Annotated in this window: 24 protein-coding genes and 1 pseudogene; 11 read left to right on the forward strand and 14 right to left on the reverse strand. The window is 73.2% G+C overall.

Annotated features, from left to right (window positions below; all coding sequences use genetic code 11):
* The first annotated feature begins 385 nt into the window (after positions 1-385).
* The 3 genes from D0D15_RS31095 (at position 386) to D0D15_RS31105 (ending at position 3,781) form a co-directional block, all read left to right on the forward strand.
* Positions 386-1,303 carry an AurF N-oxygenase family protein gene (locus tag D0D15_RS31095; protein WP_094008155.1) on the forward strand — a complete coding sequence of 306 codons (918 nt, stop codon included), beginning with the start codon at positions 386-388 and terminating at the stop codon, positions 1,301-1,303.
* Between the two features lie 2 nt (positions 1,304-1,305).
* Complete coding sequence (locus D0D15_RS31100; protein WP_094008154.1) at positions 1,306-2,784, forward strand: FAD-dependent oxidoreductase; 1,479 nt, start codon at positions 1,306-1,308, stop codon at positions 2,782-2,784.
* 541 nt (positions 2,785-3,325) lie between these two features.
* On the forward strand, positions 3,326-3,781 hold the full coding sequence (locus tag D0D15_RS31105) for a hypothetical protein (RefSeq protein WP_143266240.1): 456 nt from the start codon (positions 3,326-3,328) through the stop codon (positions 3,779-3,781).
* Here the strand turns inward: D0D15_RS31105 and D0D15_RS31110 are convergent.
* The 5 genes from D0D15_RS31110 to D0D15_RS31135 all read right to left on the reverse strand — a co-directional run bounded on the left by D0D15_RS31110 (position 3,726) and on the right by D0D15_RS31135 (position 6,701).
* Positions 3,726-4,121, reverse strand: a complete 396-nt coding sequence (locus D0D15_RS31110) for a DUF6010 family protein (RefSeq protein ID WP_094008152.1) — start codon at positions 4,119-4,121, stop codon at positions 3,726-3,728. The two genes, D0D15_RS31105 and D0D15_RS31110, sit on opposite strands and share 56 nt — an antisense overlap.
* Before the next feature lie 80 nt (positions 4,122-4,201).
* Positions 4,202-4,597 carry an arsenate reductase ArsC gene (locus D0D15_RS31115; RefSeq protein WP_094008224.1) on the reverse strand — a complete coding sequence of 132 codons (396 nt, stop codon included), beginning with the start codon at positions 4,595-4,597 and terminating at the stop codon, positions 4,202-4,204.
* Positions 4,591-5,646, reverse strand: a complete 1,056-nt coding sequence (gene arsB, locus D0D15_RS31120; RefSeq protein ID WP_115944963.1) for an ACR3 family arsenite efflux transporter — start codon at positions 5,644-5,646, stop codon at positions 4,591-4,593. Before arsB ends, D0D15_RS31115 begins: the two co-directional genes overlap by 7 nt.
* On the reverse strand, positions 5,643-5,981 hold the full coding sequence (locus D0D15_RS31125) for an ArsR/SmtB family transcription factor (RefSeq protein WP_094008150.1): 339 nt from the start codon (positions 5,979-5,981) through the stop codon (positions 5,643-5,645). Before D0D15_RS31125 ends, arsB begins: the two co-directional genes overlap by 4 nt.
* A 444-nt stretch (positions 5,982-6,425) precedes the next feature.
* A complete protein-coding gene (locus D0D15_RS31135; protein ID WP_094008148.1) occupies positions 6,426-6,701 on the reverse strand; it encodes a DUF1905 domain-containing protein in 276 nt (91 codons plus the stop codon).
* A gap of 115 nt (positions 6,702-6,816) precedes the next feature.
* Between D0D15_RS31135 and D0D15_RS37650 the strand changes: the two genes are divergently transcribed.
* Positions 6,817-7,083, forward strand: a complete 267-nt coding sequence (locus D0D15_RS37650) for a J domain-containing protein (RefSeq protein WP_275895892.1) — start codon at positions 6,817-6,819, stop codon at positions 7,081-7,083.
* Positions 7,084-7,278: 195 nt separating this feature from the next.
* Here D0D15_RS37650 and D0D15_RS31145 read toward each other — a convergent pair whose 3' ends face one another.
* Positions 7,279-8,106, reverse strand: coding sequence for a class I SAM-dependent methyltransferase (locus D0D15_RS31145; protein WP_094008146.1), 828 nt, complete (start codon positions 8,104-8,106; stop codon positions 7,279-7,281).
* 108 nt (positions 8,107-8,214) lie between these two features.
* On the opposite strand from D0D15_RS31145, the gene D0D15_RS31150 reads away from it, so the two are divergent.
* Positions 8,215-9,384 (forward strand): alpha/beta hydrolase, encoded by a 1,170-nt coding sequence (locus D0D15_RS31150; protein ID WP_167481590.1) that lies wholly within the window; start codon positions 8,215-8,217, stop codon positions 9,382-9,384.
* A 72-nt stretch (positions 9,385-9,456) separates the two neighbouring features.
* Complete coding sequence (locus D0D15_RS31155) at positions 9,457-10,320, forward strand: SAM-dependent methyltransferase (RefSeq protein ID WP_094008145.1); 864 nt, start codon at positions 9,457-9,459, stop codon at positions 10,318-10,320.
* A 3-nt stretch (positions 10,321-10,323) separates the two neighbouring features.
* Here D0D15_RS31155 and D0D15_RS31160 read toward each other — a convergent pair whose 3' ends face one another.
* Positions 10,324-11,445 (reverse strand): MFS transporter, encoded by a 1,122-nt coding sequence (locus tag D0D15_RS31160; protein ID WP_094008144.1) that lies wholly within the window; start codon positions 11,443-11,445, stop codon positions 10,324-10,326.
* Between the two features lie 5 nt (positions 11,446-11,450).
* On the opposite strand from D0D15_RS31160, the gene D0D15_RS31165 reads away from it, so the two are divergent.
* Positions 11,451-11,960, forward strand: coding sequence for a MarR family winged helix-turn-helix transcriptional regulator (locus D0D15_RS31165; protein WP_143266239.1), 510 nt, complete (start codon positions 11,451-11,453; stop codon positions 11,958-11,960).
* A gap of 67 nt (positions 11,961-12,027) precedes the next feature.
* Here the strand turns inward: D0D15_RS31165 and ehuA are convergent, their stop codons facing one another.
* From ehuA to D0D15_RS36715, 6 genes are all read right to left on the reverse strand, one after another.
* Positions 12,028-12,774, reverse strand: coding sequence for an ectoine/hydroxyectoine ABC transporter ATP-binding protein EhuA (gene ehuA / locus D0D15_RS31170; RefSeq protein WP_094008142.1), 747 nt, complete (start codon positions 12,772-12,774; stop codon positions 12,028-12,030).
* A 4-nt stretch (positions 12,775-12,778) separates the two neighbouring features.
* Positions 12,779-13,435 carry an ectoine/hydroxyectoine ABC transporter permease subunit EhuD gene (ehuD, locus tag D0D15_RS31175; protein ID WP_094008141.1) on the reverse strand — a complete coding sequence of 219 codons (657 nt, stop codon included), beginning with the start codon at positions 13,433-13,435 and terminating at the stop codon, positions 12,779-12,781.
* The gene (gene ehuC / locus D0D15_RS31180; protein ID WP_094008140.1) at positions 13,435-14,133 is read right to left on the reverse strand and encodes an ectoine/hydroxyectoine ABC transporter permease subunit EhuC; all 699 of its coding nucleotides are present in this window, start codon (positions 14,131-14,133) and stop codon (positions 13,435-13,437) included. Before ehuC ends, ehuD begins: the two co-directional genes overlap by 1 nt.
* 5 nt (positions 14,134-14,138) lie before the next feature.
* Entirely contained in the window at positions 14,139-15,020 is an 882-nt protein-coding gene (gene ehuB, locus D0D15_RS31185) for an ectoine/hydroxyectoine ABC transporter substrate-binding protein EhuB (RefSeq protein WP_094008139.1), read from the reverse strand.
* Positions 15,021-15,337: 317 nt separating this feature from the next.
* Positions 15,338-16,120 carry a hypothetical protein gene (locus D0D15_RS36710; RefSeq protein WP_208646204.1) on the reverse strand — a complete coding sequence of 261 codons (783 nt, stop codon included), beginning with the start codon at positions 16,118-16,120 and terminating at the stop codon, positions 15,338-15,340.
* Positions 16,120-16,680 (reverse strand): hypothetical protein, encoded by a 561-nt coding sequence (locus D0D15_RS36715; RefSeq protein ID WP_162831612.1) that lies wholly within the window; start codon positions 16,678-16,680, stop codon positions 16,120-16,122. The genes D0D15_RS36710 and D0D15_RS36715 overlap by 1 nt, the downstream gene beginning before the upstream one ends.
* 152 nt (positions 16,681-16,832) lie before the next feature.
* On the opposite strand from D0D15_RS36715, the gene D0D15_RS36720 reads away from it, so the two are divergent.
* The 4 genes from D0D15_RS36720 (at position 16,833) to D0D15_RS31205 (ending at position 20,453) form a co-directional block, all read left to right on the forward strand.
* The gene (locus D0D15_RS36720) at positions 16,833-17,897 is read left to right on the forward strand and encodes a hypothetical protein (protein ID WP_116102200.1); all 1,065 of its coding nucleotides are present in this window, start codon (positions 16,833-16,835) and stop codon (positions 17,895-17,897) included.
* Entirely contained in the window at positions 17,884-18,555 is a 672-nt protein-coding gene (locus D0D15_RS31195) for an ABC transporter ATP-binding protein (protein WP_115944964.1), read from the forward strand. The genes D0D15_RS36720 and D0D15_RS31195 overlap by 14 nt, the downstream gene beginning before the upstream one ends.
* Positions 18,555-19,169 carry an ATP-binding cassette domain-containing protein gene (locus D0D15_RS31200; RefSeq protein ID WP_094008137.1) on the forward strand — a complete coding sequence of 205 codons (615 nt, stop codon included), beginning with the start codon at positions 18,555-18,557 and terminating at the stop codon, positions 19,167-19,169. The genes D0D15_RS31195 and D0D15_RS31200 overlap by 1 nt, the downstream gene beginning before the upstream one ends.
* A gap of 138 nt (positions 19,170-19,307) precedes the next feature.
* The gene (locus D0D15_RS31205; RefSeq protein WP_167481591.1) at positions 19,308-20,453 is read left to right on the forward strand and encodes a glycosyltransferase; all 1,146 of its coding nucleotides are present in this window, start codon (positions 19,308-19,310) and stop codon (positions 20,451-20,453) included.
* Here the strand turns inward: D0D15_RS31205 and D0D15_RS31210 are convergent.
* A pseudogene (locus D0D15_RS31210) lies at positions 20,454-20,580 on the reverse strand (IS630 family transposase); the annotation flags it as partial.

Here is a 20,580-nt window from a genome sequence, read left to right on the forward strand (position 1 = left end):
CCCGGCGACGGCATCGGGCCGATCCTGCGGCGCTGGTAGCCGCTCCGGCCATCACCGCGGCCGGGGGCCGCGAAAGCGCAGCAGGCCACCGCCCTGGCCGCCGCGGAGGTCACCGAATCGCCGCCAGCCCGCGGTGTCGCTCCCCCCCCCGCCGACGACCGCGACGACCCCGGCGACGGCATCGGGCCGATCCTGCGGCGCTGGTAGCCGCTCCGGCCATCACCGCCGCCGGGGGCCGCGACAGCGCAGGCCACCGCCCTGGCCGCCGCGGCGGTCACCGAACCGCCGCGGGTCGGCGGCGGCTCCGGCTTGCGCCACCACCAATGTGTGTTACCTTGGGTAACAGTAAACCGAGGTAACAGGCAGTCGTGTCAGGGAGGGTGCCATGACCAGCGTCGGTGCGCACGAGCAGGCGGACACCGCGCAGCCTGACCGCCAGTCGGTCGCGCAGCGGTTGCTCGACTCGTCCGAGACGTTGTCCTACGACCCCGTCAAGGAGGTCGACTGGGACACCCCGCTGGACACGAGCTACCACGGCGCGAGCCCGGAGTGGAGCACCCTGTACGGGACCGCGTACTGGAACGAGATGACCCCGGAGCAGCAGCGCGAGCTGACCCGCCAGGAGGCCGCGTCCGTCGCCAGCACCGGCATCTGGTTCGAGATGATCCTGCAGCAGCTGGTGCTGCGCGACTTCTACGCCAAGGACCCGACCGACCCGGCGTTCCAGTGGGCGCTCACCGAGATCGCCGACGAGTGCCGCCACTCGATCATGTTCGCCCGCGGCGCCGCGAAGCTGCGCGCCCCGGCCTACCGCCCGCGCCGCCTGGCCGTCGAGCTGGGCCGGTTCTTCAAGACCACCGCCAGGGGCGAGGCGGCCTACGCGGCGATCCTGGTCGCCGAAGAGGTCCTCGACGTCATGCAGCGCGACTGGATGCGCGACGAGCGCGTGGTGCCGTTCGTGCGCACCATCAACAACATCCACGTGGTCGAGGAGTCGCGGCACATGAAGTTCGCCCGCGAGGAGACGCGCGAGCGGCTCAAGGGCGCGGGCCCGCTGCGCCGCCAGTACAACGCGCTGGTCGTGTCGATCGCCGCGTACTTCATCGTCAGCAGCATGTGGAACCCCAAGGTGTACGCCAACGCCGGGCTGGACACCCAGCGCGCGCTGCGCGAGGCGAAGGCCAACGAGCACCACAAGTCGATGCTGCGGTCCAGCTGCGCCGGCCTGATGGAGTTCCTGGACTCCGCCGGCCTGCTGACCAAGGCCGCGGCCGTCTTCTACAAGCGCGCGAACCTCCTCTAGCCATGGCCTTCGCGATCACCCAGACCTGCTGCAACGACGCGTCGTGCGTGGCGGTGTGCCCGGTCAACTGCATCCACCCGACGCCGGACGAGCCGGACTTCGGGACCACCGAGATGCTCTACATCGACCCGCGCAGCTGCATCGACTGCGGCGCGTGCGCCGACGCCTGCCCGGTCGACGCGATCTTCCCGGTGGACGCCCTGACCGCCGCGATGCGGCCCTACGCCGGGATCAACGCGGACTTCTACGCCGGCCGGGAACCGGCGGCGGCCGATCCCGCGCCGAACTTCCACGCGTGGGGCCCGCCGGTGTTCCACCGCGCCATCCCGAGCGACTTCCCGGCGCTGGAGGTCGCGGTGGTCGGCACCGGGCCGGCCGGCATGTACGCGGTCGAGGACCTGTTGCTGCACACCGGTTCCCGGGTCACGCTGATCGACCGGCTGCCGGTCGCGGGCGGGCTGGTGCGGTACGGGGTCGCGCCCGATCACCCGTCCACCAAGAAGATCGGCGAGACCTTCGCGCGGTACCACCACCACCCGCGGCTGCGGATGCGGCTGGGTGTCGAGGTCGGCCGGGACGTCACGGTGGACGAGCTGGCGCGGCGCTTCGACGCGGTGATCTACGCGGTCGGCGCGTCCTCGGCGCGGCGGCTGGGGATCGCGGGCGAGGACCTGACCGGCAGCGTCGCGGCGACGACCGTGGTGGCCTGGTACAACGGCCACCCGGACGTGCCCGCGGACGCGATCGACCTGTCCGCGGAACGGCTCGTCGTGGTCGGGACGGGCAACGTCGCGCTGGACGTGGCGCGGATCCTGACCACCGATCCGCGTTCGCTGGAGGGCACGTCGATCGCGCCGGCCGCGCTGGAGCGGCTGAAGTCCAGCCGCGTGCGCGAGGTCGTGCTGCTGGGCCGCCGTGGCCCGGAGGCCGCCGCGTACACCACGCCCGAACTGCTGGCGCTCACCCAGCACGAGGACATCGACCTGGTGGTCGACGCGCACGACCCACGCATCACCGAGGCGATCGACACCGAGCCGCGGGCCGCGCTGCTGCGGGACTGCAAGCAGGAGACCATCGACTGGTCGGCGCCGCCGCAGCCCGGCAAGCGACGCATCGTGCTGCGGTTCCACTCCGCGCCGCGGGAGATCGTGGGTGCGGACCGGGTGCGGGGAATCCGGGTGACCGGCGAGGTGGAGATCCCGGCGGGCGGCGTGGTGCGCGCGGTCGGCTACCGCGGCACGCCGCTGCCCGGGCTCCCGTTCGACGGGGACAGCGGCACGATCCCGAACGACGGCGGACGCGTGCGGCCGGGGACGTACGTGGTCGGCTGGATCAAGCGCGGGCCGTCGGGTGGGATCGGGGCCAACAGGGCGTGCGCGGAGGAGACGGTGGGCCGCCTGCTCGAGGACGCCATCGCCGGACGGTTGCGGACGTCACGCCGCAAGCCCGGCCTGGTGGCACGCCTGGCGCGCCGATCCTGACTGGTTTCGGTTCGGTGGTTGCCCGGGGGCGGGTTGCTGCTGGTGATTGGTTTCGGTCGGTGGTTGGCTGCGTGCCGGGTTGCCGCTGGTGATTCATTTCGGCCGGTAGTTGGCCGCCGTGCTGCTGCTGGTGCCCGGCTGGGCCGGCGGCCACCCGCCGTGCCGCTACTGGTGACCGGTCTGGCCTTCGGCCACGCACCGCGCGGCTGCTGGCGGCTGGTCCGACCGGCAGCCACCCGCTGCGTCATCGCTGGTGGCTGGTTTCGGCCGGTGGATGCCCGTCGCGCCGCCGCGGGTGACCGACCCGGCCGGCGGCCACCCGCTGCGCCGTCGCTGGTGACCGGCCCGGCCCGGCCCAGCCGGGCCGCGCCGCTGCTCGTGGCCGGTTCCGGCCAGCCGCCACCCGCCGCGCCGCTGCTCGTGGCCGACCCGGCCCAGCAGCCACCCGCCGCACCGCTGCTCGTGGCCGGTTCCGGCCAGCCGCCACCCATCGCGCCACTCCGCCGCCTACCTTCGGGCTTCCGGCCAAGGGGAGGTAGTGGTGCGAACGAAACCGTACGGCACCAGCCGCGTGTCGACCGTCTTCGCCGTGGTGTTCGGGTTTCTCACGGGGTTTCTGTGCCTGCTGCGGTTCGCCGCCGCGGTCGCGCTCGTCCCGGTGGTGGACAACACGGCGGCCGTGGTGCTGCTGGGGCTCCTGTACGGCGCGGGCATGGCCTTCTCGCTCGCCGGCGCCGGGTTGCTGCTCGCCCGCAGCCCGGCGTCGATCACCTGCCTCACCCTGGGGTGCGTGATCACGTTCGTCATCGTGCTCACCGAACTGGCGTTGCGCGCCTTGCCGCGCAACGCGAGCCTGCCGGACGACCCCTACCTCGGCTGGATGTTCCTGTTCGCCCTCATGGCGCTCGTCCAGACGCGCCGCACGGACACCAAGTTCCGCGTCAGGCCTTCACCAGCCGCTTCCGGACGAGGTCCAGCACCGAGCGGCCACCGGTGAAACACCAGATCGCGATCACCGGATCGCAGATCGCGCACCCGTAGGACGAGTGCTCGGCGAACGGGACGATCGGCTCGCCGCGCAGGTGGTGCACCACGTCCCACGCGGTGTGCATCAGCCAGCCGATGCCGATGAAGGTCCACGACTCCAGCCCGCGATAGGCCACGTAGGTGGCGGCCGCGGTGAACACGAACTCCCAGATCCCGAGCCCGCCCCCGCTGAGGTAGGCGGCACCGGCGCCGCCGACCATGAGCGCGTTGAACCGGCGGCGGTGCGCCTCCGGGACGAAGGAGTTGACCAGGACGTAAGCGGCGCCGATGAGCAGCGCGACAACGATCATCACGAACCCGAAACTAGGCGCCCCCGCCCCCGGTCAGTAGTGGCTGGAGTGCCACGTTCCGACGGATTCTCGCCAGTGCCTCAGACGAGCTCGGCCAGCAGCTCGCGCACGCGGCGGTCGATCTCGTCGCGGATGGGGCGGATCTGCTCGGCGGCCAGGCCCGCCGGGTCGTCCAGCTGCCAGTCCAGGTACCGCTTGCCGGGGAACACCGGGCACGCGTCGCCGCAGCCCATGGTGATCACCACGTCCGCCGCCCGCACCGCATCCGTCGTCAGCGGCTTCGGGAACTCCTTCGACAGGTCCAGGCCCAGCTCCGCCATCACCTCCACGACGGCCGGGTTCACCGAGTCCGCGGGCGCGGAACCGGCGGAGCGGACCAGCACCCGGCCCTGGGCGTGGTGGTCCAGCAGGGCCGCGGCCATCTGGGAACGGCCGGCGTTGTGCACGCAGACGAACAGCACTTCGGGGGTCACGATGGCTCCTTCTCGAACCGGCGGCGCAGCGCCAGGGACACGTACACGAGCCCGACCAGGACGGGCACCTCGATGAGCGGTCCGACGACCCCGGCGAGCGCCTGCCCGCTGGTGGCGCCGAAGGTGGCGATGGCGACCGCGATCGCGAGCTCGAAGTTGTTGCCCGCGGCGGTGAACGCCAGCGTCGTGGTGCGCGCGTAGGACAGCCCGGCCGCCCGGCCCAGCGCGTACGACCCGGCCCACATCAGTCCGAAGTAGACCAGCAGCGGCAGCGCGATCCGCGCCACGTCCCACGGCCTGCTCGTGATCTGGTTGCCCTGCAAGGCGAACAGGACCACGATCGTGAACAGCAGCCCGTACAGCGCGACCGGGCCGACGCGCGGCAGGAACCGCGTCTCGTACCAGTCCCGGCCGCGGACCCGCTCACCGATCCGGCGGGAGGCGTACCCGGCCACCAGCGGGATGCCGAGGAAGATCAGCACGCTCTTCGCGATCTCCCAGCCGGACACCGCGAGGTTCGTGGTCTCCAGTCCCAGCCAGGCGGGCAGCACGGACAGGTAGAACCAGCCCAGCACGCCGAACATGACCACCTGGAACACCGAGTTGAGCGCGACCAGCACCTCGGCCGCCTCCCGGTCGCCGCACGCCAGGTCGTTCCAGATGATCACCATGGCGATGCACCGCGCGAGGCCGACGATGATCAGGCCGGTGCGGTACTCGGGCAGGTCCGGCAGCATCAGCCAGGCCAGCGCGAACATCAGCGCGGGCCCGAGAACCCAGTTCAGCAGCAGCGACGGCAGCAGCAGCCGCCGGTCGCGGGTGACCGAGTCCAGCCGGTCGTAGCGGACCTTCGCCAGCACCGGGTACATCATCACCAGCAGGCCGAGGGCGATCGGCAGCGAGATCCCGTCGACGGCGACCGCGTTCAGGCCGCTCTCCAGGCCGGGCACCCAGCGCCCGGCCAGCAGGCCGAGCACCATCGCGGCGGCGATCCACACCGGCAGGAAGCGATCCAGAGTGGACAGACGGGCGGCGACGGCGGTGGTGGTCACGCGATCGCCCCGGCGGGGGTGAGGACGGCGGACAGGCGGGCCAGCGTCTCCGGCTGGACGCGGTAGTAGATCCAGGTGCCGCGTCGCTCGCCGGTGATCAGGCCGGACTCGCGCAGCACCTTGAGGTGGTGCGAGATCGTCGGCCCGGTCAGCTCGAACGCGCCGGTCAGGTCGCACACGCACGCCTCGCCACCGTCGTGGGAGGCGATCAGCGACAGCAGCCGCAGCCGCACCGGGTCGCCGACCGCCTTGAACACCCGGGCCAGCTCCACGGCCTGCGGCGCCGACAGCGGCTCCCGCACCAGCGGCGAGCAGCACTCGTCCTGATTCGACATGGCTCTATCTAAACACACATCTAATTCGATGGGCGTCGAAGTAGGGGGAGACGCGGCCAGGACCCGCCCGCCCCGAGCGCGAGCGGGTCGGCGCCGGCGGGCTCGGGATGTCGGCGGCGGCCGATTCCGCCTGGCCGCCGCCGATGACGATCACCCCCGTCAGGGCAGACCGTGCCGCACGAATGCACGTTCGGGCCGACCAGCGGCGCGCTCGGCGCCCGCAGCGCCGGGTCGAAGTCCAGGCGCAGCTCGGACAGACAGGTCGGGCTCTGTCGCGCCCGTGGTCGACCACCGGGTCCCACCCGCGGCGCGCCACCCCGGTCACCTCCGCCCCGAACCGCACCCGCTCGCCCAGCGCGGCGGCCGGCGGCTCCAGTCCCCGCGCCGGCAGTTCCGTTCGCCTGCCTGGCCGAACCGACCGGGTACGGCCGGACGTGCGGCGGGTCAGCCGAGGCGTTCGGTGAGGCGGATGTGCACCGTGTCGCCGGCGTCCTTGCCGATCGCGCGGCGCACGTCGGCCTTGACGGGCAGCTTGTGCGTGCCGTCGCCGAGGGCCATGAACGAGCTGCGGAACGGGTGGCCGTCGATGGTGCCGCGGATCTTCACCAGGCCGCGGGTGCCGAAGTACTCGGCGGAGCCGGGCATCACGACGTAGGTCCAGCCGCCCTCGGCCGGGCTCTTCACCAGGGTCGCGTCGAATTCCTTGTCCAGTGCCGCCATGACGTCCTCCTCGGGTGCGCTGCCATTGTCACCCGGAACGTCGACGCCGCCGCCCGCGTTTCGACATCGGAACCCGATCGCCGTCGGGTGACGTTGTCAGAGCGGGGTGATGACGATGGACCCGTACGCCGTGCTGGGCGTCCCCCGGGAGGCGACGCCGGCCGAGATCACCGCCGCGTACCGGCGCCTGGTGCGCGCGCTGCACCCCGACGCGCCCGAGCCGGATCCCGGGCGGCTGGCCGAGGTGCTGGCGGCTTACCGGGAGCTGCGGGACAGTCCGCGCCCCGCGGAGCCCCCGCGCCCGGAGCCCCGGGCCGTCCGCCGCCCGGCCCGGCGGTGGGAGCCGGACATCCGCGCCGGCCCAGTACGCCGCGAACGCTAGTACGCCGCGAACGCTAGTACGCCGCGAACGCCAGTACGCCGCGAACGCCAGTACGCCGCGAACGCTAGTACGCCGCGAGCGCCAGTACGCGGCGAGCGCCAGTACGCGGCGAGCGCCAGTACGCGGCGAGCGCTGGTGCGCGGCGAGCGCTGGGCGGTGCCGGGTGCTGCCCCCAGCACCCGGCACCCGGTGCGGTCAGCTCCCGCTGATCCGCGACCACGCGCCGACGAGCGTCGGCGGGCGGAAGATCGCACCGTTGCGCACCTGCTCCTCGAAGAACCGCTGCCCCAGCGTCTCGATGCCGACCTCCTCCGCCGTCGCCAGGCCGGTGCGCGTCAGCACGGGCAGCAGCGTCCGGATGACGCCCTCCGCCATCCGGCCGCCGGTCGGGTCGCCCGGCGCGCGGTAGGCCTGCAGCCCCAGCACCGTCGCCCCCGCCAGGCCGGCGTCGGCGAACACCGAGTCCAGCCGCGCGCCCAGGTACGGGTCCAGCCCGGACCGCCGGAACGCCTCGGTGATCCAGTGGGTGATCCGCTCGCTCAGCGGCGTGGCCGGCAACAGCCCGGCGACGCTCATCTCGTACTCCATCGACACCACCACCCCGCCGGGCCGCACGTACCCGGCGAACTTGCGCAGCACCGCCGCCGGATCCGGGGTGTAGAGCAGCACCAGCCGCCCGACCACCGCGTCCACCTGCCCGGTCAGCCGCATCTCGCGCACGTCGTCGTGCACGAACGAGACGTTGCGCAGCCCCTGCGCCTCGCACCGGCTCGCCGCCCAGCGCAGTGCCTTCACCGACTGGTCGATCCCGACGACGGACCCGGACGGCCCGACCATCCGGGACAGCTCGAAGGCGACGTCGCCGGCGCCGGTGCCCAGGTCCAGCACCCGCATGCCGGGCTCGATGCCGGCCAGCCCCAGGATCGCGCGCGTCGCGGGCGCCAGCGCGGCGGCCTGCTCCTCCAGGCGGCGCAGCTCGTCGGGCTCGCTGCCGAGCAGGTACGGGGTCTCGGTGGTGGTCATGGTGTCCTCCCTGCCGGATGTGTCCGGTTCAGGGTGACCCGCGAGGGGGTCTGGTGGCTTGGCGGAATCGTGGGGATGATGTGGAGATTCGGTGGCGAGGTGGCCCTGATGTACGAGTTCGAGGACTGCGTGGTCGACCCGCAGCGGTTCGAGCTGCGCCGCCGCGGCGAGCCGGTCCACGTCGAGCCGCAGGTGTTCGCCCTGCTGACGCACCTGATCCGGCACCGCGACCGGGTCGTCGGCAAGACCGAGCTGCTCGACTCGGTGTGGGGCTACCGGCACGTCAGCGAGTCCGCGCTCACCAGCCGCGTCAAGGCGCTGCGCCGCGCGATCGGGGACAGCGGGGAACGGCAGCGGATCGTGGCGACCGTGCACGGCGTCGGGTACCGCTTCGTCGCCGACGTCCGCGAGAACGGCGCCGCCCCGCGCCGCGTCCGCGCCCCGCAGCAGATCCGCTACTGCCGCTCACCCGACGGCGTGCGCGTCGCGTACGCGCTGTCCGGGTGCGGGCCGCCGCTGGTCAAGGCGGCGAACTGGCTGACCCACCTGGACCTGGAGTGGGCGAGCCCGATCTGGGCGCACTGGCTGGACGGCCTGGCCCGGCGGCACACCCTGGTGCGCTACGACGAGCGCGGCTGCGGCCTGTCCGACTGGGACATCGGCGAGTTCCGGTTCGACGACTGGGTCGACGACCTGGAGCTGGTGGTCGACGGGCTGGGGCTGGAGCGGTTCCCGCTGCTCGGCATCTCGCAGGGCGGCGCGGTCGCGATCGCCTACGCCGTGCGGCACCCCGAGCGCGTGTCCCGGCTCGTGCTCGCCGGCGCCTACAGCCGCGGCCGGTTCGCGCGCGCCACCACCCCGGAGGAGAAGGAGGAGGCCGAACTCGACCTCGTCCTGGGCCGGATCGGCTGGCGCCACGACGATCCGACCTTCCGCCAGGTGTTCGCCGGCCAGTTCCTGCCGGACGCCACCCGCGAGCTGTGGGACGCCTTCAACGACCTGCAGCGCGCCACCACCTCCAACGACAACGTGGTGCGTTTCCTGAACGTCTTCGCCCACATCGACGTCTCCGCCATCGCGCCGTCCGTGCGCTGCCCGACGCTGATCCTGCACTCCCGCGGCGATCTGCGCGTGCCGAAGGCGCAGGCGCAGGAACTGGCCGCGCTCATCCCGGACAGCAGGCTGTGTTTCCTGGACAGCCGCAACCACGTCCTCACCGAGCAAGAACCGGCGTGGCCGGAATTCCTCGCCGAGCTGGACTCCTTCCTCGGCAGCTGACCGCCGGGCGTCCCCGGCGACCGCTAGTATTCGGGTCATCGGTGTTGATCTCCCTGGGGAAAGCAGGCTGTGATGGCGAAGTCCCGGTTCGAGCAGTTCCCGATGGAAGGCGTCGACCTGGACCACCCGAACGTGGCCCGGGTGTACGACTACTACCTCGGCGGCAAGGCCAACTACGCGGTCGACCGCGTGTTCGCGGAAAAGGCGCTGGAGCGCTTCCCGTTCGTGCGCCCGGCCGCGAAGTCCAACCGGCTGTTCCTGCACCGGGCCGTGCGGTACCTGGTCAAGCAGGGCGTGCGGCAGTTCATCGACGTCGGCTCGGGCGTGCCCACGATGGGCAGCACGCACCAGGTCGCCGACGAGCTGGACACCACCACTCGCGTGGTCTACATCGACAACGAGCCGGTGGCGGTCGCGCACTCGCAGATGCTGCTGGAGAAGGAGGGCGACCTCGACCGGCACGCGGTGATCCAGGCCGACCTGCGCGACCCGGACCTGCTGTGGAACAAGGTCGCCGACTCCGGCGTCATCGACTTCGCGCAGCCGGTCGCGCTGTTGCTGATCGCGGTCCTGCACGTCACCCAGCCCGGCCCGGACGGCACGGACATCGGCCCGGCCGCGGTGGCGCGCTACCGGGAACTGCTCGCCCCCGGTTCGTACCTGGTGCTCTCGCACGGCACGGCCGACGGCGTGCCGGAGAGCCGGGCCCGGGAGATGGCCGAGTTCGGCAAGATGTACGACGCCACGGCGACGCCGGTGATCTGGCGCCCGCGCGGTGAGATCGAGGCGCTGTTCGGCGACCTGGAGATGGTGGAGCCCGGCGCGACCTGGACGCCGCTGTGGCACCCGGAGGAGAACGGCGCCAACGCCCCGGAGATCGAGTTCGACTCGCCCAACGACTCCGTGGTGTGGGCCGGGGTGGCGCGCAAGGCCTGACGGTCAGGCCCCCGGCAGGGTGCGCCGCCGGGTCACCGCGATCCCGGCCGCGATCACCAGGGCCGCGCTGACCAGCAGGAACGCCGGCCCGCCGCCGTAGCGGTCGCCGACCGGGCCGGCCATCGCCGAGCCCGCGGCGCTGCCGACCTGGCCCAGCGTGGTCAGCCAGCCGTACAGCTCACCGCTGCGATCGTCGGCGGTGGCGGCGACCAGCTGGTCGTGCACCGCGAGCCACGGCGCCAGCGCCAGCCCGAACACGGCGATCACCACGGCCATCGCCGCGATCGTGCCGGGTAGTGCCAGCGGCAGCGACGTCAGCGCGAGCGCGCCGAGCAGCAGGGTGTAGCTGGTGCGCTGGGCGGCCCGGGGCGGGCGCACCGCCAGCGCGAGTCCGCCGGCCAGGCTGCCCGCCGACCACACCGCGACGAGCAGCCCCGACTGCCCGGCCGCGCCCGCGTGCTCGGCGAACGCCGGCACCAGCACCCACATCGCGCCCATGCAGACCCAGTAGGCGAGGTAGGCCGCGCCGAGCGTGTGCACCGCGGGATCGTTCAGCAGACGGCCCCGCCGCGGCCGCGACCGCGGGAAGGCGGGCACCAGCGCGACACCGACGGCCAGGCCCGCGGCGCCGGTCAGCGTCGTGGCGACCAGCGCCGCCGCCGGTCCGGCCAGCGCCGCCCAGCCGCTCACCCACAGCGGGCCACCGATGTAGACCGTCTCCAGCGCGACCGAGTTGACCGCGTAGGCCCTGGTCAGATGCGATTTCGCGAGGCGGGGGAGCATGGCGCGCACGCTCGCTGACACCGGCGGGGTGACCAGTCCCGAGGCCGCCGCGAGGCCGGTGAACAGGGCCGGCCCGTGCGCGGCCGCGAGCGCCAGCTGGGCGGCGGTGAACACCGTGCCGGACAGCACGAGGACCCGGCGGTCGCCCGAGGACGGCAGCGTGCGGGCCCACAGGGGAGCGGCGATCGCGGTGCCGACGGCGGCCGCCGCTCCGGCCAGCCCCGCGGCGGCGAAACTGCCGGTGGCCTCGACCCCGGTGAGCGTGACGAGCAGCGGCCGCATCGCGATGGGCAGCTGGGCGAGGTTCAGGCAGCCGATCAGGACCAGAGCCCGTATATTCATAACTTATGAATGAGCCGGAAGCGCGGAGCGCAAACCTGCTCGGCGCGATGTCGTTGCTGGTGGCCGGCGCGGTCCGGGACGCGGTCACCGAGGCCGTCGGCGCCGGTGGCGCGCTGGGGGAGGCGCTGATCGCGATCAAGGACCAGCCGGGGCGGACGGCGGACTGGCTCGCCGGGGTGCTGCGCATCTCCCAGCCCGGGACGGCCCACCTGGTGCGGCGGCTGACCGAGCAGGGCTGGATCACGCGCGACAGCGAGGGCCGCCGCCGCCCGCTGAGGCTGACGCCCGAGGGCGAACGCCGGGCGGCGTCCGCGCTGGCCGCCCGGCAGGCGGCGCTGGATCGCCTGGTGGGGCGGTTGTCGGGGGAGCAGCGGGCGCAGCTGGCCGCGGTGGCGGAGGCGGTGCTGGGCCCGGAGGCGCGCAGTGAGCAGGTGCTGGCGGAGTTGTGCCGGTTGTGTGACCGGTCGGTGTGTGCGGAGTGCCCGGTGCACGCGGGGTTGTGCGAGCGCTCGTGAGCTCCCGGGCGGCTGAGATCGGCGGCGGTGCTGAGCGCGGACCGGCGCCCGCCGGTCCGCGCTCGGGTCAGCGGCGGTCCAGCACGGCGCTGAGGAACCGCTTCGTGCGTTCCTCCCGCGGCTCGTGGAAGATGACCGACGGTGGGCCGGCTTCCACGACCGCCCCCGAGTCGAACATCAGCACCCGGTCGGAGATGTCCTCCGCGAAGCGCATCTCGTGGGTCACCAGCAGCATCGTCATCGACTGCGAGTGCGCCAGCTCGCGGATCACCCCCAGCACCTCGCCGACCAGCTCGGGGTCCAGCGCCGAGGTCACCTCGTCGAACAGCATCACCCGGGGCCGCATCGCCAGCGCCCGCGCGATCGCGACCCGCTGCTGCTGCCCACCCGACAGCTGCCCCGGTTTCTTGTCCACGTGCTGCTCCAGCCCGACCATCCCGAGCAGCTCCCGGGCGTGCGCGTCGGCCTCCTCGCGTCCCTGCCCGAGCACGTGGACCGGCGCTTCCGTCACGTTGCGCAGCACGGTCATGTGCGGGAACAGGTTGAAGTGCTGGAACACCATCCCGATCCGGCGGCGCACCAGCTTCATCCGGCCGGTGTCGAAACCGCCCGCGTCCCACAGGGTTTCGCCGTCGACCTCGATGCGCCCGGCGTCGGGTTGCTCCAGTGTCATCAGCAGGCGCAGGATCGTCGTCTTGCCCGACCCGCTGGGCCCGATGATCGACACCTTCTCCCCGGCCCCCACCTCCAGGTCGAGTCCGGTCAGGACCTCGTGGCTGCCGAAGGACTTGCGCACGCCGCGGAAGGCGATCATCGGGTCAGCGGGGCTGGGCAAGGCGGAGCTCCAATCGTCGGATCAGCTTGGCGGCGGGGTAGCTCACGAGCAGGAACAGCAGCCCCACCAGCGTGTACGGCTCGAGGTAGCGGTAGCTGCCGGAGCCGATCGCGGTCGCGTGCCCGAGCAGTTCCAGCACCGTGATGGCGGACAGGATCGCCGAGTCCTTGAACATCTGCATCAGGTAGTTGCCCAGCGCGGGCACCACGGCCCGCACCGCCTGCGGCAGGACCACGGCCTGCCACCGGCGCCGCCACGGCAGGCTCAGCGCGGTCGCCGCCTCCCACTGTCCACTCGGGACGCTTTCGATGCCGGCCCGGTAGACCTCGGCGGTGTAGGCGCTGTAGTTGAGGCCGATGACGATGATCCCGGTGACCATCGCGGAGAACGTGATCCCGTACAGCGGCAGCACGTAGAACGCGAAGTACGCCTGCACCAGCAGCGGAGTGCCGCGCACGAACTCCACGTAGAACCACAGGATCTGGCGCAGCACGGGAATCCGCAGGTGCCGCAGGACCGCCACCACCAGGCCGACGACGAGCGCGATCACGATCCCGGCGAGCGTCACCTGCACCGTCACCCACAGCCCGCGCAACAGCTCGGGCAGGATGCCGAAGGCGAAGTTCCAGTCCCAGACCATCACTGCACCACCCCGCCGGCGGCCTTGCGCACCAGGGTCGTGCGGTCCGGCGCGATCCGGTCCGGCGCCACCCGCTTCTCCAGCCATCCGCGGCCCAGGGACAGCAGGTAGGACACCACGAAGTACATCACCAGGATCGTGCCGAACACCGCGGTCGTCGCGCCGGTGCTGGTGCGGACCATCTGCGCGCGGAACGTCAGGTCCGCCACCGTCACCAGCGACACCAGCGAGGTGTTCTTGAGCAGGTCGATCAACACGTTGCCGAACGACGGCAGCATCACCGGGATCGCTTGCGGCAGCAGGACGCGCCGCATCTTCAGCGACGGGCTCATGCTCAGCGCGGCGGCCGCTTCGTGCTGCCCGCGCGGCAGCGAGTTGATCGACCCGCGCACGATCTCCGCGGCGTAGGCGCCCTCGTTGAGGCCCAGCGCGAGCACACCGGCCGCGAACGGGGTGAGCTGGATGCCGAAGAACGGCAGCGCGAAGAACAGCCAGAACAGCTGGACCAGCATGGACGTGCCGCGGAACACCTCGACGAAGATCCCGGCGGGCCAGCGCAGCAGCCGTCGCGGCGACAGCCGGGCCAGCCCGGCCGTGAACGCGACGACGAGCGCGAGCGCCATGCCGCAGACGGTCAGCGCCAGCGTGATGAGCAGGCCGTCGAGCAGCAGGGGGAGGTAGGGAGCGATGGCGGACATCGCGCTCAGCCGCTCACCGCGCAGAGCTGGTCGCGGGTGACCCCGCGGACGTCGTCCGCGGAGAAGCCCCACTTGGCCAGCGTGCCGGCGTATTCCGGGGTTTGCTTGAACGCGGCGAGCTGCTCGTCGTAGGCCTGCTGGAAAGCGGTGTCGTTCTTGCGGAAACCCGCGCCGGCGCCGGTCTGCTGGACGTCCTTGATCGCGGCGGTGATCTCGATGCCTGCGGTCTTCAGCGAGTTCAGCGACAGCGTGGGCAGGAAGAACGCGTCGGCGCGGCCGGCCAGGACCGCCTCCACGCCGCTGCGGCCGTCGGGGACGCTGACGATCTGGCCCGCCGGCACCTTTTCGGTCTTGAGCACGCCGTCCTCGAACCCGCCGGGCAGCACGGCGACGCGCACGGCCGGGTCGGCCTTGACGTCGGCGATCCCGGCGAGCTTGCGCGGGTTGCCCGCGGGCACCGCGAACGATTCGGTGGAGACGATGTCCGGCTCGGAGTAGAGGATCTCCGCGCAGCGCGACTGTTTCATGAACAACCCGGCCGCGATGATGTCCCAGCGGTTGGCGTTGAGGCCCGGGATCATCGACTCGTACGGCGTCACGACGCCCTGGATGCTGCCGATTCCCATCCGCTTCAGCACGGCCGACACGACGTCGGGCTCGACGCCGGTGACCGAGCCGTCGGCGTTCACCTTGGTGTAGGGCGGTTCGTTGGCGATCGCGACGCGCGCGTACCCCTGGCTCCGGACCTGGTCCAATGTGGAGTTCGGCTGCCCGGTGCCGGGCTGCGTGAAGCTGCAGCCGGCGAGGAAGCCGGTGAGCGGCGCCGCCGCGACGGTGGCGCCCGCGCCACGCAGCAGGTTTCGGCGGGAGATTCCGGTAGGGCGCATCGAAGTGCCTTCCTCGGGAGCTCGAGTCACCCGACCGGGCGACGTGATCGCGATCAAGCTAGGTGCGCGCTCGTAGGATTGTCAATGCGGAGATTGTTGACAATAAGTAAACCCGCAGCCGACCGCGAAAGCCGCTGACGCGCGGGGGTGAGGATCGCCCGTTCGGCCTCGCCCAGGTGGAGAGTGCCCTCGTCCAGCGACTCCGCCGGGGCCGCGCAGTCCGGGTGCGCCGGGAACCGCACCGGCGCGACGAAAAGCGGCTCCCCGAACCGCGCCGATCGTGTCAGACTTCGCCGGTGAACCACTGGGGGTTTCCGTCACCCTGGGCGCGCGCGCCGTGGATGTTGCTGCGCCGGCCCGCCATCGCGGTGGCCGTGGCCGCGGCCGCGTTCCTCGTCGCGCTCCCCGCGGCCGCCGTCGCGCTGTTCCTGTCCGCCGCGGGCAATGCCAGTCTGCAGAGCCAGGTCGCCGACGCCTGCCCGGCCTACACCGGCGCACACGTGAGCGCGGGGCTGCGGTTCGACGACCCCGCACCGGCCGGCGCGGTGCTGCTCGACGCGCGTGAGCGGGCGCTGACCAGCGGAGGCGCCCAGGTGCCGCGGCTGTCCGCCCCGGTGACCACGCTGGTGCAGCAGGCGGCGCTGGGCGGCGGCACCGTGAACCTGGTCGCCCGCACCGGGTTCGACGGGCACGTGCAGGTCCTCGGCGGCGGCCGCGGTCCCGGCGTGTGGCTGCCCGACGGCTTCGCGGCGGACAGGGGCATCCGCGTCGGCGACCGCGTCCCCGTCACGCTCGCCGGCCGCACCGTGACGATGCCCGTCGCGGCGGTCTACCGGGACCTGCGGTCTGCTCCCGACCAGCCGTACTGGTGCAGCCTCACCGACCTCTACCGGGGCCGGCCGCTGTCGGAAGCCCCGGTCTACCCGCTCGCGCTCGTGCCGCGGGAGGAGTTCCTCGCCGCGGCCGACGGCAGTGGCCTGCGCGCCGCGACGGTGATCGAGCTGCCGCTCGACGCGACCGGACTGACCACCGCGAACGCCGTGCCCGTCCTGGACGACCTGGCCCGCCTGCGCGACGACACCAACCAGGCCGGCGACCACTACCCCGACGGCGTCCAGTTCACCTCGGCCCTGCCCGGCATGACCGACCGGGCGACCCTCGTGGTCGACGCGCTCACCGGCACCGTCGTGCCCCTCGCCGCGGCCGCCGCGCTCGCCGGGCTCGTCGTGGCCGGGGCCGCGGGCGGGTTCTGGGTGGACCGGCGCCGGGCGGAGCTGACCGTGTTGTCCGCGCGTGGCGTCGGCCCGGCCGCGCTCGCCGGGAAGGCCGTGCTGGAGGTCGCGCTCGTCGTCGCCGCCGGGATGGCCGGCGGCTGGTTCGCGGCGCGAGCCCTGGTCGGCTCGGTGGGGCCGGGCGATGCGTTCACACCGGCCGCCCTCCGGGGCTCGGTCTGGGCGGCCACCGGCGCGTTCCTGGTGACCCTCGGCGCGGTCGCGCTGGTCGCGTGGCGGCGGACGGCGCGCCTGTTCGACGTGCCGCCGGTGCGGGCGCGCCGCGCGCGGTGGGTGCCGTGGGAACTCGTGCCGCTCGCCGCGGCCGTGGTGAGCTGGTTCGTGCTCGGCGACGACGTCCAGACCGGGGCGAGCGGGGCGGTCGGCACGGTGGCGCGCGTGCCGCCCCGGCTGGTGGTGGCGCCGATCCTGCTGGTGATCGCACTGGCGGTGGCCGCGGCGCGCGCGTTGCTGGGGGCTGGCCCGCGCCCGGGCCTGCGGCGGCCCGGGGCGCCCCGGCTGGTTCCTGGCCACCCGGCGGGTGCTGGCCGGCCCGGTCGCGGCGGCGGTGCTGGCCGGGGCGACGGCGGTGCCGGTCGCACTGGCGGTGTACGGCGCGTCGGTGACCGGCTCGGTGGACCGCACCCTGCACGCCGAGGGGCAGCTGATCGTCGGCACGGACGTGGTGTTCTCGCTGGAGTCCCGCGTGCCGGTGCCGCCCGGACTGGCGGACCGGGCGAGTCTGGTGTCCGCCTACGGCAACGCCCGCGTCGGCGGCAGCACGGTCGAGGTGCTCGGCGTGGACCCGGCGACGTTCGGCCGCGCCGCGTTCTGGGATCCCGCGCTGCCCGGGCCGTCGCTGGACGACCTGCTCGGGCGTCTGGCGCGCGGGGAGCCGATCGCGGCGCTGGCCGGGCTGAACCGGGCCGATGGCACGTCCACTGTGGACATCGGCGGGCGGGGTGTGCCGCTGACGGTGGTGGCGGTGCCGCAGCTGCCGGGCAAGAAGTCCGGCAACCCGCTGCTCCTCGTGCGGCAGGACGTCCTGGACGGGCTCGGCCTGGTGACCCGGCCGCAGTTGTGGGTGCGCGGCGATCCGGACGAGATCCGGCCGCAGGTGTCCGGGCTGCCGGTGCGCACCTACGCCGAGGCGTCGACCGTGACCGCGGCCGGGGTGTACTCGCCGATCACCTACACGTTCGGGTTCCTCGCGGCGGTGTCGCTGTTGTGCGGGGCGATCATCGTGGTCGGGTTGCTGCTCTACCTGACGGCGAAGGCCCGGGCGCGGCGCAGCGCGTACGTGCTGCTGCGCCGGATGTCGGTGACCCCGGCCGACCACTGGCGGGCGTTGTGCTTCGAGGTGGGCGGGCTGTTGCTGGCCGGGTTCGTCACGGGGCTGGTGCTCGCCGCGGTGGCGGTCGGTCTCACCGCGCGCGCCTACGACGTCAACCCCGCGACCCTGCCCGGCACGCTGCTGAGCCCGCCGTGGGGCCTGGTCGCCGGGCTGGCGGCCGCGGCGGCCGTCACCACCGCGCTCGCGGCGGGCGCGGCACAACGCGCGGTCTCCCGCGCCTGTCCGGCGGAGGTGCTGCGTGACTCGCGATGACCCGGCGCTGTGGTGCGAGGGTGTGGCCTACGACTACCCCACGCGGGGCGAGACCGTGCACGCCCTGTCCGGGGTGGCGCTGACGGTGCCGCGCGGGGCGATCACGGCGGTGGTCGGGCCGTCCGGCTCGGGCAAGTCGACGCTGCTGAAGATCCTGGCGTGCCTGGAGCGGCCGGAGGACGGTCGCGTGTGGATAGCCGGGACCGAGGTCACCGCGCTGTCCGCCCGCGCGCGGCGGGCGGTGCGCCGCACGCGGGTGGGGTACGTGTTCCAGGACCCTGCGGACAACCTGCTCGACTACCTCACCGTCGCCGAGCACCTCGCGCTGGCGGCGCGGCTGCGCGGCCGGGACACCGGCGCCGAGCTGGTCGAGGTGCTGGGGCTGGGCCACCGCACCGGGCACGTGCCGCGGCGGTTGTCCGGCGGTGAGCAGCAGCGGGTCGCGCTGGCGTTCGCCGCGACCGGGGAACCGGCGGTGGTGATCGCCGACGAGCCGACCGCGCAGCTGGACCGCGACTCCGCCGGCCGGGTGGCCGAGGCGCTGCGGCGGCTGGCCGACCGCGGGCAGGCGCTCCTGCTCGCCACGCACGATCCGGAGGTGAGCCGGGTGGCGGACCGGGTGGTGGAGCTGGTGGACGGCCGGATGGGGGAGGGCTGATGCTGAGTCTGCGCGGGGTGCGCAAGAGCTACGGCGGGACACCGGCGCTGCGGCCGGTCGACCTCGACCTGGTGGCGGGGGAGCTGGTCGTGCTGACCGGGCCGTCCGGATCGGGCAAGAGCACACTGCTGATGATCGCCGGCGGGTGGGAGACCCCGGACGGCGGCGAGATCGTGCCGCGGCCGCCGCTGCCGGAGGTGCCGGTGGACCGGATGTCCTGGCGGGACCTGGGTTTCGTGCCGCAGTCCATCAGCCTGTTCGAGGAGCTGACCCTGGCCGACAACCTGGCGCTCGCCCGCGGTGGCCCCGGCGGCGCGGAGCTGCTGGAGGCGCTGGAGCTGGGACACCTCGCCGCGCGACGCCCGGGCGAGGTGTCGCGCGGCGAGCAGCAGCGGGCGGCGGTGGCCAGGGCACTGGTCGCCGCGCCGTCACTGGTGATCGCCGACGAACCCACCTCCCACCAGGACCACCGCCGTGCCCGGCTGGTGCTCGACCTGCTGCGGGCGGCCGCCGTCCGGGGCGCGGCGGTGCTGATCGCCAGTCACGACGCGGCCGTGGTGTCCCGCGCGGACCGGGAAATCCGGCTCGACGCTCCCGCGGTCGCACCCGGATGAGCCGAGCACCTCAGCGACCACGGTCCAGAGAGGACGGACGGTATCAGCGGCGCCGGAAAATCCTGCGCCGGGTGCGAGCCGGGGTCGTGAATCGATTTCCGTTGTGTAACGGGGGAAAACCGGGGAACAAGCACATCCGTGCGCGTCTTGCTGAACGCCGGACCCTGGCTGTCCGTTCCGCCGGCCGGATACGGCGGGATCGAAAACGTCGTGGCCACTTTGGTCCCGGCGTTGCGGGATCGTGGCGTCCAGGTCGTGCTGGCCACGGTCGGGACGAGCACGATCGCGGCCGACGAGGTGGTGTTCCGCCATCCGGTGCCGCAGTTCCCGTTGCTGCAACTGCCCTACAACCGCGTCATGGGCTGCGTGATGGCGCACATGGACCACGTGGTGCGGGAACTGGCCCGGCGCGAGGACGTGGACCTGGTGCACGACCACGTCGAGGCGGTCGGGCCGGTGGTGCTGGCCGCGCTCGGCTCCGCCGCGCCGCCCGCGCTGCACACCCTGCACTGGGACCTGGGCAAGCACCCGGCGCTGTACGAGAACTTCGACGGCCGCGGCCGCGTGCGGGTCAACGGCGTGTCGGCCGACCAGCTGTACCGGGCTCCGGCGGCGCTGCGCGCGGCGAGCCTCGGGCACGTGCACCTCGCGACACCGCTCGCCGGCCGGCGGGCCGGCGTGGACAAGGGCCGGTACGCGATCGTGCTCGGCCGGATCACGCCCGGCAAGGGCCAGGACGTCGCGGCGCGGCTGGCCCACGCGGCGGGGCAGGAGCTGGTGCTCGCCGGGCCGGTGGGCCCCTACGACCGGCCGGCGGCGCTGGCGCGGGCGCTGCGGGACGACCCCGACGCGCTGCGCAACCCCGACGTGCAGTACTGGCAGGAGCGGGTGCGGCCGTGGGTGGACGGGCGGTGCGTGCGGTGGGTCGGCTCGGTGGGCCCGGCGAAGCGGGACGCGCTGCTCGCCGGCGCGCTGGTGAGCCTGTGCCCGCTGCAGTGGGACGAGCCGGGCGGGACCGCGGTGGTCGAGTCGCTGGCGCTGGGCACCCCGGTGGCCGGCTACCGGCGCGGCTGCCTGCCCGAACTGGTGGACGACGGCGGGACCGGGCTGCTGGTGGCCCCCGGCGACGAGGACGGACTCGTGACCGCCTGGCGCAACGCGCGACGGCTGGACCCGCGGACGTGCCGCCGGGTGGCCGCGGAGCGCTTCTCCCCGTCCCGCATGGCCGACGACTACGTGTCCCTGTACGAGAAGGTGTGCACCGGGCAGGACTCGTTCGCCTGACTAGTGTCCTGAGTTATTAATTCGCGTGCAGTAGCGTGCGATGGAGTCAAGGATCTGGTCGGCGGTCTTGGTCCAGACGTAGGGCCGTGGTTCGTTGTTCCAGGTCTCGATCCATGCGCGGATGTCG

The sequence above is a fragment of the Amycolatopsis thermalba genome (assembly GCF_003385215.1).
In the GTDB taxonomy this organism is placed as follows: Bacteria; Actinomycetota; Actinomycetes; order Mycobacteriales; family Pseudonocardiaceae; genus Amycolatopsis_E; species Amycolatopsis_E thermalba.

Excerpts from the sequence above, each read along its gene's own strand:
- D0D15_RS37650 (WP_275895892.1), top strand. The coding sequence starts at position 6,817 with ATGGACCCGTACGCCGTGCTGGGCGTCCCCCGGGAGGCGACGCCGGCC.
- D0D15_RS31160 (WP_094008144.1), bottom strand. The coding sequence starts at position 11,445 with ATGAATATACGGGCTCTGGTCCTGATCGGCTGCCTGAACCTCGCCCAG.
- D0D15_RS31110 (WP_094008152.1), bottom strand. The coding sequence starts at position 4,121 with ATGATCGTTGTCGCGCTGCTCATCGGCGCCGCTTACGTCCTGGTCAAC.
- D0D15_RS31150 (WP_167481590.1), top strand. The coding sequence starts at position 8,215 with ATGTACGAGTTCGAGGACTGCGTGGTCGACCCGCAGCGGTTCGAGCTG.
- D0D15_RS31200 (WP_094008137.1), top strand. The coding sequence starts at position 18,555 with ATGCTGAGTCTGCGCGGGGTGCGCAAGAGCTACGGCGGGACACCGGCG.
- D0D15_RS31095 (WP_094008155.1), top strand. The coding sequence starts at position 386 with ATGACCAGCGTCGGTGCGCACGAGCAGGCGGACACCGCGCAGCCTGAC.
- ehuA (WP_094008142.1), bottom strand. The coding sequence starts at position 12,774 with ATGATCGCCTTCCGCGGCGTGCGCAAGTCCTTCGGCAGCCACGAGGTC.
- D0D15_RS31135 (WP_094008148.1), bottom strand. The coding sequence starts at position 6,701 with ATGGCGGCACTGGACAAGGAATTCGACGCGACCCTGGTGAAGAGCCCG.
- D0D15_RS31165 (WP_143266239.1), top strand. The coding sequence starts at position 11,451 with ATGAATGAGCCGGAAGCGCGGAGCGCAAACCTGCTCGGCGCGATGTCG.
- ehuB (WP_094008139.1), bottom strand. The coding sequence starts at position 15,020 with ATGCGCCCTACCGGAATCTCCCGCCGAAACCTGCTGCGTGGCGCGGGC.
- D0D15_RS31155 (WP_094008145.1), top strand. The coding sequence starts at position 9,457 with ATGGCGAAGTCCCGGTTCGAGCAGTTCCCGATGGAAGGCGTCGACCTG.
- ehuD (WP_094008141.1), bottom strand. The coding sequence starts at position 13,435 with ATGGTCTGGGACTGGAACTTCGCCTTCGGCATCCTGCCCGAGCTGTTG.
- D0D15_RS31125 (WP_094008150.1), bottom strand. The coding sequence starts at position 5,981 with ATGTCGAATCAGGACGAGTGCTGCTCGCCGCTGGTGCGGGAGCCGCTG.
- ehuC (WP_094008140.1), bottom strand. The coding sequence starts at position 14,133 with ATGTCCGCCATCGCTCCCTACCTCCCCCTGCTGCTCGACGGCCTGCTC.
- D0D15_RS31100 (WP_094008154.1), top strand. The coding sequence starts at position 1,306 with ATGGCCTTCGCGATCACCCAGACCTGCTGCAACGACGCGTCGTGCGTG.
- D0D15_RS31145 (WP_094008146.1), bottom strand. The coding sequence starts at position 8,106 with ATGACCACCACCGAGACCCCGTACCTGCTCGGCAGCGAGCCCGACGAG.